Origin of the sequence: Mesorhizobium sp. M3A.F.Ca.ET.175.01.1.1 (assembly GCF_004791945.1) — a bacterium.
Classification (GTDB): Bacteria; Pseudomonadota; Alphaproteobacteria; order Rhizobiales; family Rhizobiaceae; genus Mesorhizobium.
On the sequence record NZ_SRTP01000002.1, the window covers coordinates 501,506 to 513,492 of the forward strand.

At 64.4% G+C, this 11,987-nt stretch carries 12 protein-coding genes; 1 reads left to right on the forward strand and 11 read right to left on the reverse strand.

Going from position 1 to position 11,987, the window contains the following annotated elements:
* Positions 1–65: 65 nt before the first annotated feature.
* The 9 genes from tilS to ybgC all read right to left on the reverse strand — a co-directional run bounded on the left by tilS (position 66) and on the right by ybgC (position 8,506).
* Positions 66–1,457, reverse strand: a complete 1,392-nt coding sequence (gene tilS / locus EN818_RS07055) for a tRNA lysidine(34) synthetase TilS (protein ID WP_095804683.1) — start codon at positions 1,455–1,457, stop codon at positions 66–68.
* A gap of 58 nt (positions 1,458–1,515) precedes the next feature.
* A complete protein-coding gene (gene ybgF, locus EN818_RS07060) occupies positions 1,516–2,652 on the reverse strand; it encodes a tol-pal system protein YbgF (RefSeq protein ID WP_095804684.1) in 1,137 nt (378 codons plus the stop codon).
* Positions 2,653–2,844: 192 nt separating this feature from the next.
* Complete coding sequence (pal, locus tag EN818_RS07065; protein WP_095804685.1) at positions 2,845–3,351, reverse strand: peptidoglycan-associated lipoprotein Pal; 507 nt, start codon at positions 3,349–3,351, stop codon at positions 2,845–2,847.
* Between the two features lie 255 nt (positions 3,352–3,606).
* Positions 3,607–3,981 (reverse strand): four helix bundle protein, encoded by a 375-nt coding sequence (locus EN818_RS07070; protein WP_129553661.1) that lies wholly within the window; start codon positions 3,979–3,981, stop codon positions 3,607–3,609.
* Positions 3,982–4,023: 42 nt separating this feature from the next.
* A complete protein-coding gene (gene tolB, locus EN818_RS07075) occupies positions 4,024–5,295 on the reverse strand; it encodes a Tol-Pal system beta propeller repeat protein TolB (RefSeq protein ID WP_245420299.1) in 1,272 nt (423 codons plus the stop codon).
* Between the two features lie 79 nt (positions 5,296–5,374).
* The gene (locus tag EN818_RS07080) at positions 5,375–6,532 is read right to left on the reverse strand and encodes a cell envelope integrity protein TolA (RefSeq protein WP_095804688.1); all 1,158 of its coding nucleotides are present in this window, start codon (positions 6,530–6,532) and stop codon (positions 5,375–5,377) included.
* An 8-nt stretch (positions 6,533–6,540) separates the two neighbouring features.
* A complete protein-coding gene (gene tolR, locus EN818_RS07085; protein WP_095804689.1) occupies positions 6,541–7,002 on the reverse strand; it encodes a protein TolR in 462 nt (153 codons plus the stop codon).
* 9 nt (positions 7,003–7,011) lie between these two features.
* On the reverse strand, positions 7,012–7,722 hold the full coding sequence (gene tolQ / locus EN818_RS07090; protein WP_095804690.1) for a protein TolQ: 711 nt from the start codon (positions 7,720–7,722) through the stop codon (positions 7,012–7,014).
* 313 nt (positions 7,723–8,035) lie between these two features.
* Complete coding sequence (gene ybgC / locus EN818_RS07095) at positions 8,036–8,506, reverse strand: tol-pal system-associated acyl-CoA thioesterase (protein ID WP_095804691.1); 471 nt, start codon at positions 8,504–8,506, stop codon at positions 8,036–8,038.
* Between the two features lie 132 nt (positions 8,507–8,638).
* Here ybgC and EN818_RS07100 point away from each other — a divergent pair, with 132 nt between their 5' ends.
* Positions 8,639–9,889: a cellulase family glycosylhydrolase gene (locus tag EN818_RS07100; protein WP_095804692.1), complete on the forward strand. Its 1,251-nt coding sequence runs from the start codon at positions 8,639–8,641 to the stop codon at positions 9,887–9,889.
* Between the two features lie 6 nt (positions 9,890–9,895).
* Here EN818_RS07100 and EN818_RS07105 read toward each other — a convergent pair whose 3' ends face one another.
* A complete protein-coding gene (locus EN818_RS07105; protein ID WP_095804693.1) occupies positions 9,896–10,798 on the reverse strand; it encodes a metallophosphoesterase in 903 nt (300 codons plus the stop codon).
* A gap of 140 nt (positions 10,799–10,938) precedes the next feature.
* Positions 10,939–11,976 carry a Holliday junction branch migration DNA helicase RuvB gene (gene ruvB / locus EN818_RS07110; RefSeq protein ID WP_095804694.1) on the reverse strand — a complete coding sequence of 346 codons (1,038 nt, stop codon included), beginning with the start codon at positions 11,974–11,976 and terminating at the stop codon, positions 10,939–10,941.
* Positions 11,977–11,987: the final 11 nt, after the last annotated feature.

Consider the following 11,987-nt stretch of genomic DNA (forward strand, 5'->3'; position numbering starts at 1 on the left):
GGAGGAAGCTTGAGCCTAACATAGGGAGAGCGCCTCTCCTTGCCAAGCAGAACAGCACGGGTCGGTTAAGCTTTCGACCATGGTCGGCCGCGATCATGGCCGCGAAAGGGCGAAGCCGGCGGCTGCGCTGCGCCGATCAGCCGGGCCACGGCGGCGGCGGGCAGCAAATCGAAGCACGGCAGGAAGCGTGCGAACGGCGACACCAATGGGGCCGCCGCGATTGGCGGCCGCAAGCCGCCGCCGCCAGCAGAATCAAGGCGTTCGTCATCGCGCCACAGCGCGGGTTCGCTGGCAAGCGCCTTGCGCACTATGCCGGCGGGCGCAGCTTCGTCGGCGCAAGCGCGTTTGGCGGCGGCCACTCCCAACGGGGCGATCACCAACCCGTCCGATTTGTCGCCCAATGTGATCCGCCGCCGACCGTCCCAGCAGTTGTGGTCCTCGGCCGGAGCGGGTGCCGGCAGATTTCGGCTCTCGCGGTGGAGAAAGATGCCGCTTCGACGCGCATCCACCACGCTCCGCGACAATGTGGCGCAAAGCGAACCGGAACGCAGTCTCTCGAACAGGCGACGCGAGCGCGCCTCGTCCGCGAGAAACGATGTGCCCCCCATCGTGGCGAGCAGGATGCGCAGCGCGTAGGTCGCGGCCTCGCCGTCCTCGCTGGCGGCAAAGGCGGGATCAAGGCGGACAAGTCCGGAAGCCGGCCGGCTGGCGAAGGCCCCGATCAGAATGGCGGCGCGGCTGCCGAGTTCTTCGCGCGCGGCGGCGGCCTGCCCGGCCTCTGCGATCGCCGCGGCGAAGCGAGCCTCGCCCTCGCCGCCCGAGAGCGCCGCCCGCATCCGCGGGCGCTCGAAACGCTGGTCGACATTGGTCGGATCCTCGATCCAGCCGATGTTTCGCCGCTTGAGAAACTGACGCAGCACCGCCCGCCGCGTGCCGAGCAGCGGCCTTCCGATCCAGGTCCGCCAGCCATAGAGCGTGGCAGGCGCCATGCCCGCCAGGCCGCGCCCGTCATCGTCTCCGTCGCGAGTTCCGGCGTCGCGCGCCTGTCGCATCAGCACGGTCTCGGCTTGGTCGTCGGCGGTATGGCCGGTCAGGATCAGGCCGATGCTTTCCCCTTCAGCCGCCTCGGCCAGCAGCCGGTAGCGGGCTTCGCGCGCCGCGGCGGGCAGGCCGGTCGCCGGCTTGGGTCCGGACCAGATCAGGGTGCGATGCGCGATGCCATGAGCGGCGCAGAGTTCCGCCACGGCGCGCGCTTCCGCTGCCGAATTCGGCCGCAGGGCATGATCGATGGTTACCGCCAGCAGCCTTGCCGCGGGCGCGTCTCGATCGAGGCGGTCTTTGAGGAGAAGAAGCAGGGCGGTCGAGTCGCTGCCGCCGGACACGGCTGCAACGGCGCCGCTGGAAAAATCGAAATCTGAAAAAAGGCGGCCCGAAAACTCAGGCTCAGTGCCGGGCATTACTGCATGTCGCGCGGAAACGGTCCCGCTTGTGGAGCAACCACATGCGAGAGAAAAGCTAGCACGACGCCAGCGCCTTCTCCTGCTTGATGCGTTCCTTGAGCGCGCCGGAAACATCGGGATAGCGCTTCCCGATCTCGCTGAAGGTGGCGCAGGCCACGTCGTTCTGCTTCAGGCCGACCAGCGCTACGCCGAGCTTGAGCAGCATGTCGGGAGCCTTCTTGGCCTTCGGATAATCCTTGCTGGCGCCAAGGAAGACCTCTGCCGCGTCGCGGTATTTCTGCTGGCCGAGCAGCGACTCGCCCAGCCAGTAATGCGCATCCGCAGCCTTGGCATCCTTGGGGAAGCGGGAGATATGGTCGCGAAAACCCTGCTCGGCGGTCGGATAGTCGCCCGACAGGATGAACTGGTAGGAGTTGCGGTAGAGTTCGTCCGGGTCGTTGGTCGAGGGCAGAGAAGCCATGACCGTGCCGCCCGACTTGGTCTTGCCGCTCTTGGCCGGCGTCTCGGCGGTCGGAGCGCTCGCCGTCGCCGCCGGAGCTCCCGCTGGCGCGCTGGCCTGCGGATCGGTCTCGGCATTGACGACATTGCCGTTCTTGTCGACCGTAATGGTGCCGAAGGTCTTCGGCGGCGCGCCGGTGATCACCTTGCCCGGATCGCCGGTCTGCGACTCCACGATGACCTCGCTGACGCTCTTGCCGCCGCTCTGCGTGCCGGCAGCGGCCGGAGCCTGCGTCGGCGGAGCATCGGCGACGTTGGTGTCGGCGCCGGCATCAGCCATGCCCGCATCGCCACCATTCGCATCGCCGTTCTGGGGCGCGGCCTCGGACTTCTTCTGGCCCGTCGGTTTAGCGCCTTGGGAGCCGCCCTCGAGCTGCTGGAAGCGGAACTCGTTGTCTTCCTGCTGCTTGCGCATCTGCTCCTGCATTTGGAGGATCTGGAAGTTGAGTTCCTCGATCTTGCCGTTCATCTGGCGAAGCTGATCTTCCAGCCCGGTCGCCCCGGCGCCGTCCTGCTGCGCGACCTGCGCCTGCTCTGGCTTCGTCTTGTCGCCGAAGATCCCGAGTGTCGGCAGATGGAAGGTGAATCCGCTGTCTGGCGATTGCGCGGTGCTGCCTGCCGGGGCGGCGACGCTTGAGATGCTTGATGCGAGCAGCAGCGCAAGCGTGCCGCTCAGGACCGTTCTGAAATGCATTTATGTCTCTCGCCGTGAAATCTGTTGGCCTGATGCGCCTTTCCAAATCGGAATGGGAGGAAGCGCCGTCGCGCTCATAGCAGGACGCGAGACTTCGGCCAAATTTTGTTTCAGCCTGTCGCATGCGAAAAAGGCGGCCCTGAGGCCGCCTTTCGTGAGGAGATGTTGTATTTTTGCCGCCGATGCGATGCGTCAGGAACCGGCGCCGGAAAGCGTGGTGACGGCGCGGCGGTTCTGCGACCAGCAGGAGATGTCGTCGCAGACCGCGACCGGACGCTCCTTACCGTAGGAGATCGTCTTGAGGCGGTTCGCGGCAACGCCCTTCGAGACTAGGAAGTCGCGGGTGGCGGCGGCGCGGCGGGCACCCAGGGCCAGGTTGTATTCGCGCGTGCCGCGCTCGTCGGCATGGCCTTCGATGACGATGGCATACTGCCTGTACTGGTTGAGCCACTGCGCCTGGCGCGACAGCGTGGTCTGCGCGTCGGCGCGGATCGACGAGGAGTCGGTGTCGAAGAAGATGCGGTCGCCGATGTTGACGGTGAAGTCCTGCGCCGAGCCGGGCGTGGCGGCGCCGGCGCCGTTCAGGCCGAGATCGGCCGCGCTGTTGGGCGTCTTCTTCGAGGCGCAACCGGTGATGGCAAGCGCTGCCACCAGCGCGATCATCGCCGGGTTTCTGGTAAGTGCTGCGATACGGCCCATGCCGCCTCTCCTTCGCATTCGAGTGATTTCGTTGATCACCCAGTAACCACGTTTGGGTTAACCGGCATTCAAGAAACACGGTTAATATTTGGTTTCAGGCCGCCGTCCTCGGCCATTCTCGCGAGGGCGCCACGATGCGCGCGGACCGTAGGCGGAAATGCGGCCAAAACATGAAAAAAGGGGGAATTGAAGAACTGAAGAATTGAGGAACTGAGGAACTGAGGAACTGAGGAACTGAGGAACTGAGGGAAAAAATTACGTCAGCTTTTCCCTCAAGTTCACAAGCATCCCATGAACGAGGGCGTAAGACTGCCGCCACGCATCGAGTTGGTCCGGTGTGATGTACTCAAGGTCGAACGCGTAGGATATCCAGGTCTCCACTTCGCTGCACGAGCCGATCGCCATCGAAACGAAACGAGCAAATTCGGCTTTGGAGTGGCTCTGCTTGGCAAATCCCTCGGCCAGATTGGCGCAAATCGCTTTACTCGAGCGGCGCAATTGATCGGCCAGCGCGTATTGCTCAATTTTCGGAAAACCAAGGGTGGGGTGCATCTCGAGAGAAACTGCATAGGCGCGCTGGTAGACTCCCAGGTCTCTCGCGCGCTCAACGAAGCGCCCTGGCTTCTCCATTCCTCAGTTCCTCAGTTCCTCAGTTCCTCAGTTCTTCAGTTCCTACTCAAGCAACGGCGACCACGCCGGATCCGAGGCGAAGTTCGCCGTCGGTATCGGCTGCTCGTTGCGGCCGGTGAGATCGACCGAAACCAGTTTCGGACCGCCGGCGGAGTCGCGGAAGAACATCAACACGCGGCCGTTCGGCGCCCAGGTCGGGCCTTCCTGCTGGAAGCCGGAGGAAAGGATGCGCTCGCCCGAGCCGTCGGTGCGCATGACGCCGATCTGGAACTCGCCGCCGGTCTGCTTGGTGAAAGCGATGAGGTCGCCGCGCGGCGACCATACCGGCGTCGAATAGACGCCGTCACCGAAGGAAATGCGGGTCTGGCCCGAGCCGTCGGCGCCCATCACATAGATCTGCGCGCGGCCGCCGCGATCCGAGGTGAAGACGATCTTGCTGCCGTCGGGAGAATAGGACGGCGAGGTGTCGATGGCAGGCGAATTGGTGAGCCGCGTGGTCGAGCGGCTCCTCAAATCCATGGCGAAGATGTTGGAATTGCCATCGTCGCGCAGCAGGCTCATGATCACCTTCTGGCCGTCGGGCGAGAAGCGGGGCGCGAACGTCATGCCGGGGAAGTTGCCGACCAATTCGCGCTGCCCGGTCTCGATCTGCAGCAGATAGACCTTGGGCTGCCCGCTCTCATAGGACATGTAGGTGATTTCCTGCCGGTTCGGCGAGAAGCGCGGTGTCAGCACGATCGAGCGGCCGTCCGAGAGATAGCGCACATTGGCGCCGTCCTGGTCCATGATGGCGAGCCGCTTCTTGCGCGCGTTCTTGGCTCCGGACTCGTCAACGAAGACGACGCGCGTGTCGAAGTAACCCTTCTCCCCGGTCAGCCGCTCATAGATCGCATCGGCAATGATGTGGGCGACGCGCCTGGTGTTGGCGTCATTGGCGAAAAACTGCTCGCCCGCCATCTGCTGGCCGGCGAACGTGTCCCACAGCCGGTACTGGGCGCGGATGCGGCCGTCGGCTTCCTTGCCGACGCTGCCGGTGACCAGCGCCTGTGCGTTGATCACCTTCCAGTCCTCGAAGCGCGGCGTGGCGTCCGGGCCCGAGATCTTTTCGATGAAGGCGCTTTTGTCGATCGGGGCGAACAGGCCGGAGCGTTTCAGGTCGGCCGTCACGATCTGCGTGATCTGGGCGCCCAGCGCATCGTTGGACTGGAAGTCCGTGATCGCGATCGGCAGCGGCTCGACATTGCCCTTGTTGACGTTGAGCTCGACGAGGGCCCAGGCCGGCAGTGTGGCGCCTGCCGTCATGCCCAGCGCCATGGCTGCAATCGTCAGGAGCGGCTTGAGGAAAGATCTCATGTCTTCTCGCTTCTCTTCTTAGATGGTTTGGACGCCGGCCCTACAGGCCGAGCATCTCCCGTGGATCGAACGTGACCCGGATGTCGTTCCAGATGTCCTGCTTGCCGGCGGGAACCTGCAGGCCGGCCACGTCGCATTTCTGCACCGCGCGCACCGCGCTTTCGTCGAATTGCCGATTGCCGCTCGACTGCTCGACCGACGGGCGGCCGTCGAGCTTGCCGTTGGTGTCGAGATTGAACCGGACCACCACGACGAAATTCTCTGAACCTTCCAGCCCGACAGGCAAGGTCCAGCAGCCTCCAAGCTGATTTTCCAGCGCCCCCTGCTCAGACTTCGACAGCTTCTGGCCCTGGTCCTTTTCACCGCCGAGCGACGACTGCTGGGTCGAGCGCTTGGCGCCACCGCCTGACGGCTTCTGCTTGTCGAGCAGCGCCGAGATCTCATCGGCATTGAACTGCTTCTCATCCGACTTCGGCTTGGACGAGGCTTCCTTGACCGGCTTTTCGGCATCCTTGCGGTCCGGCGCCTTGGCGCTCGCGGCCGGAGCAGGCTGCGGCTTCGGCCGCGCCGCCGGCGCCGGCGCCGAATCCGGAAGCTTCGCCTCCTCGGTCGGCTGTTGCTTGGCGATCGCCTCGGCCACAGCGTCCGGCTTGACCTCTTCCTTCGGCTGGATGGCTGCGGTCGTGTCCTTTGTCGGCGCGGGCGTCGGCTCCTTGGCCGGCGCCGGCTTGGGATCCGTCTGCTTGACCGGCTCGGGCTTGACCTCTTCCTTCGGCGCAGGCGTCGGCGCCACTTCGGTGGCCGGCACCGGCTTCGGCTTTTCCTGCGGCTTCGGCACGTCCTCGGCAGCCTGCTTCTCTTTCGGCGTCGGCGCCGGCGGCGGCGCCGAAGTCTTCTCGACCGGCTTCGGCTTCGCCTCGTCCGTCACCGGCTTGTCGGTGTCGACGCTGTTCTCGCCGACCTTCTGGGCATCGGGAACGATATCCGGACGCTTCGTCGGCAGCGGCGCCGGCTTGTCATGCATGACCGCTTTCTTGTCGCCTTGCAGCGACTGCGCGACAGCTTCCATCGGCACGATGTCGACCGCCACCGACTCAACGTCGGCGGCGGGCATGGCCGGCGGCGTGGACAACGTGAACAGCCCGAAGGCGATCGCCGTCGCATGCAAGATGACCGATGTGGTGAGGCCGGTCCTCATCTTCGTGTCTACTGGTCCTGTTCCTGCAGAGAGACCAGGCCGATGTTCTTGTAGCCCGCGGCCGAAATGCGGGCCATGACCTTCATCGCCGTGCCGTAGTCGGTCATCTTATCGCCGCGGATGAAGATGCGCTCGTCATAGCCGGTCTTCGAGATCGCCTGCAGCTTGGCCACCAGTTCCTCGATCGGGATCTCGGTTTCCTGCAGATAGATCTGGCCGGCGGAGTTGATCGACACGGTGATCGGCTGGGTGTCGACATTCATCGCCTTTGCCTGCGTGTCAGGCAGGTCGATAGGCACGCCGACGGTGAGCAGCGGCGCCGCGACCATGAAGATGATCAACAGCACCAGCATCACGTCGACCATCGGCGTGACGTTGATTTCCGACATCAGGCCGTGATGGCGCCCACGCCGCCTATGGCCGCGTCCGCCTCGCCCCATGCCACCTGCGCCTGCAGCAGACATCCCCATGATCGATCCTCAGGCCTTCTGGGCTACTTTTTCATCGATTTGGCGCGAGAGTATGGCGGAGAACTCGTCCGAGAACCCTTCCATGCGCATGGCGAGTTTGTTCGCATCCGATGACAGCTTGTTGTAGGCGATGACGGCGGGGATGGCCGCGAGCAGGCCGATGGCCGTCGCCAGCAGCGCCTCGGCGATGCCGGGAGCGACGACCGAAAGGCTGGTGTTCTTCGACGCGGCGATCGCCTGGAACGAGGTCATGATGCCGATGACGGTGCCGAACAGGCCGATGAAGGGCGCGGCCGAGCCGGTGGTGGCGAGGAAGCCGAGCCGGCCCTCCAGCCTTTCCATCTCGCGCGTCAGCGCCAGGTCCATCGCCTTGTCGATGCGGGTCTGCAGCGCCAGCGGCGATTTGGCGCCTTTCTCGAAGCTCTTCTTCCATTCGCGCATTGCCGCGACGAAGATCGCGCCCATGCCCGTGGTCTTGCGGTCGGCCAGCGTGCGGTAAAGGTCTTCCAGCGACTGTCCCGACCAGAACACCTGCTCGAAGCGGTTCAGCGCCAGCCGCATCCGGCCATAGGCGACGAGCTTGTCGATGATGATGGCCCAGGTCCAGATCGAGGCACAGAGCAGGCCGATCATGACCAGCTTGACCACCCAGCTGGCCTGCATGAACAGGGCCCAAATCGATAAATGCGCGCCCGGTTCGGCGAGTGCGATGTTTTCCATGACTTAAGTCCTTAAGAATTTCCGGGCATCGCTGGCGTGGCCCATGGGCATCCCTTTGGTCCGATCGCGCGAAGCTTGAAGCTTGCGGGACAAGCCCCGAATGCACCGTTTCGCGGCCTTTTCGGGGCAAATCTTGGTGAAAGGAAGGCGCAGGAATTGCGCCAATCTTCGCCAATTCCTTCATGAACCGTTATGGTTAAGGATGGGTTAGGATCCAAAAGCGCGGCGCATTGCCGCGCCTGGCGCTGAACGCTTCGGCGCCACCGAGATCAAGTTGCGTTGAAATTCATGTCAGCCAGGGCTCACCTGAATGTCACCGTCCCTTGGGCATGAAGGCTGATATCCACTCTTTTGGAAAGCGCCTTGGTCTCCCGCCCTCGCCGACGATCGCCGCCTCGACCTTGGCTTCGACCAGCACCTCGGCGCCGCGCTTCAGTTGCTGCGCCATGAAGATGCGGGCGCCGGAAATATCTTCCGTGCGTGTTTCGACAGTGAGAATATCGTCCATGCGGGCCGGTGAGCGAAAGTCGATCACCATGCGGCGCACCACCCAGACGATGCGCTCGCCATGCTTGCCGTCGGCAAGCTCGGTGTGATGGACGCCGGCGAGCCGCAGATAGTCGGACCGGCCGCGCTCGAAGAACTCGAGGTAGCGCGCATGGTAGACGACGCCTGAGAAGTCGGTGTCGGCATAGTAGACCCGAGCCATCAGGCGATGGCCGAACTCGGTCAGCGCCCCGGAAAGCCCGGCGCTGAGCGTCGCCGATTCACCATGATCGTCCATCGCGCTTTCCTTTTCGGCCCCGAACGGGCACCTAACGCCCGGCGGGCTTTAGGCATTTTCCTTTTGCGTGTCGTTGTCCCAAAACCGCTGCGCACTTTTGGGCGACACGCACTGTTCCCGCGCGGGAACCGGATGGCACTGTTGGGCGGCATGATCAAGACCTTGATGGCGGCACTGCTGGCGCTCTTTGCGCTCGCTCAGCCAGTTGAAGCGGCGGCCTTCACCATGAAGCGCGGCCTCAACCTCGACCAGTGGGTCACCTGGCCGGCTGAAGACAAATGGGGCGATCGCGCGGCGATCCTGCCTTATCCGGAGTGGCGCAAGTTCCTCAAGGAAGATGACCTCAAGGCGCTCAAGGACGCCGGCTTCGACTTCCTGCGCATGCCGGTCGATCCCTCGCCTTTCCTGTCCGAGCGGACGCCGGCGCTGCGCGACGACCTCTATGCCAGCGTGCTGGACTCGGCGCGCCTGATCAACCGCGCCGGCCTCAAGGTCATCGTCGATCTGCATCTGATCCCGGCCGGCGGCAACCGCACGATCGGCATGGGCGAGGTGATGGGCGACCCCGCCACCTTCGACGCTTACCTCGAACTGGTGCGCAAAATGGCGCGCACGCTCGCCGCCGAAGAACCGGGCCAGGTCGCGCTCGAACTGATGAATGAACCGATCGTCGATTGCGACGGCAGCGCCACGAGCCTTTGGCCGGACCGCCAGAAGAAACTGTTCGCGGCCGCGCGATCTTCGGCGACCAGGCTGACGTTGATCCTCACCGGCGGCTGCTATTCGAATGCTGAATCTCTGGCCAGGATCGACCCGAAGGCGATCCCCGATGACAACGTCATCTGGACCTTCCATTCCTACGACCCGTTCCTCCTTACCCATCAGGGCGCGACCTGGGCCGGTGATTTCATTCAGTATGTCACCGGCCTGCCCTATCCGCTGACAGCCGTGTCACGTGCGCAGCTCGACGTGACGCTGGACACGATCCGCGACCGGATCAAAGCCGAGGCGCCATGGGCGCGGCAAAGCGGTCTGCTGGCCTATCTCGACGAACAGGTGGCTGGTCTCGACAGCCCCGAGAAGCTGCTCGCGGCCATGGACGCGCCGTTCAAGACAGTCGACGCCTGGGCGAAAGCCAACGGGATCAAGCCGGAAAACATCACGCTTGGCGAGTTCGGCATGATCCGCAAGGAGTATGGCAACGCCTATGCCATGCCGGCCGAATACCGCGCCGCTTACGTCGGCGACATGATCGCCCGCGCCGAAACGCATGGCTTTTCCTGGTCGGTCTGGAGCTACGGCGGCGCCTTCGGCATCGTCGACGGCTTCGATGGCGAGAAGGCGGAGCCGGAAGTGATGGATCTGATCAGGTCACTTCACTGATTGGTTTCAGCCCAGCTCGATATGCAAAATTTCCGGCCGCACGCCGAAACGCACCGGCATGATGCTGAAGCCGAGCCCACCGGAGACGATCAGGTGACGGTCGTTTTCCACCACATGGCCATAGGCGTAGCGGTTGCCGAACACGGACGGCACGACCGGCGAATAGCCGAACAGCCGCACCTGCCCGCCATGCGTGTGGCCGGACAGCGTCAGTGAAACCCGCCACGGCACTTCGGGAAAGATGTCGGGCTCATGCGCAAGCAGGATGATGGGCGCGTTGTCGCTCACCTTGGCGAGCGTGCCTTTGAGATCGTCCAGCCCCTTGAAGCTGGACCGGCCCCAGGCACGACCCGGACGCAGTGCAAGCTGGTCTGCGAGCCCGGCTATCCAGAAGCCTTGTCCATCCTTTTCCAGGCGCACGACATCGTTTTCCAGCACTGGAATGCCGACGCCTTCCAGTGCCTTGCGCGAAATCGTCGGCCCGGCCCCGGCCTCTTGCGCGGCAACATCGTGCCACCAGTCGTGATTGCCGAGGATCGACAGCACCCCGAGCGGCGCCTTCAGTCCGGACAGGGCCGAAGCCCATTCCGCCGCCGACACCTGCTCCGTGACCAGGCGCATACCGGCAACATAGTCGCCGAGCAGCACAATCAGATCCGGCTGCAGTGCGTTCGCCTCCTCGGCCAGCGAGGCGACGCGCTCCGGCGTCATCCAGGGCCGGCAGGCATGGATGTCTGCGAGCGCCACGATGCGGAGCTTGAGCCCGGCCGGCCAATGCGGCGGCGTCAGCGCGTAGCGCTTGACATGGGTGAGCAGCATCGGCTCGATGCCGACCGCATAGGCGCCGAGCGACACCAAGGAGAAGAACGAGCCGCCGACGAGCCGCAGGAAACCACGTCTGGTGATCATCGATAAGTCCCTGGCCCGGGCAACGGCAATTGCATCAATCCACCCCTGTCTTAGAGGCCGCAATTGCGCCTTCGGCTTGGCCGAGGCGAGGAGATTTTGCGCAGATAAGCCGTCACCCGGCAGCGGGCGACCAAATCACATTACTCTTCCTGGAACAGGCTGATCTGCTGCTGAGCAAGGTCCTTTGGCGCATCGAGACCGAGATGCCGCCAGGCATTGGCTGTCAGCACGCGGCCGCGCGGCGTGCGCTGGATGAAGCCCTGCTGGATCAAATAGGGCTCGATGATGTCTTCGATCGCGTCGCGCGGCTCGGAAAGCCCCGCCGCGATCGTTTCGATGCCGACCGGCCCGCCGCCGAAATTGCGCGCGATCATCGAAAGATATCGGCGGTCGAGCGCGTCGAGTCCGAGACCGTCCACCTCCAGCCTGGTCAGCGCCTCGTCGGCGATGCGTTTGTCGACATGGCCGTCTCCGGCGACGGAGGCGAAATCGCGCACCCGTCGCAACAGCCGGCCGGCGATGCGCGGTGTGCCGCGGGCGCGGCGCGCGATCTCCAGCGCGCCGTCGTCGCCGAGCGGCATCGAGAGGATGCGGGCGCCGCGGCGCACGATCTGCTCCAACTCCTCGACCGTATAGAAATTGAGCCTGACCGGAATGCCGAAACGGTCGCGCAGCGGATTGGTCAGCAGCCCGAGTCGCGTCGTTGCAGCAACCAGCGTGAAGCGGGCAAGGTCGATCTTGACCGAACGCGCCGCCGGCCCCTCGCCGATGATCAGGTCGAGCTGGAAATCCTCCATCGCCGGATAGAGGATTTCCTCCACCGCCGGATTGAGGCGGTGGATCTCGTCGATGAAGAGGACGTCGCGGTCCTCGAGATTGGTGAGAAGTGCTGCAAGGTCGCCGGCCTTGGCGATGACCGGCCCCGAGGTCGAGCGGAAATTGACCCCGAGCTCGCGTGCCATGATCTGCGCCAGCGTCGTCTTGCCGAGGCCTGGCGGCCCGACGAACAGCACATGGTCGAGCGCCTCGCCGCGGTTCTTGGCGGCGTCGACGAAAACCTTGAGGTTGGCCCTGACCGCCGCTTGGCCGACGAACTCGTCGAGCGACTGCGGGCGCAAGGTCTGGTCGGCATCCTCGCCGCGCTTGTCGGGAGCAATGAGGCGGGGCGAAAGGTTCATGCCGCCTTCCT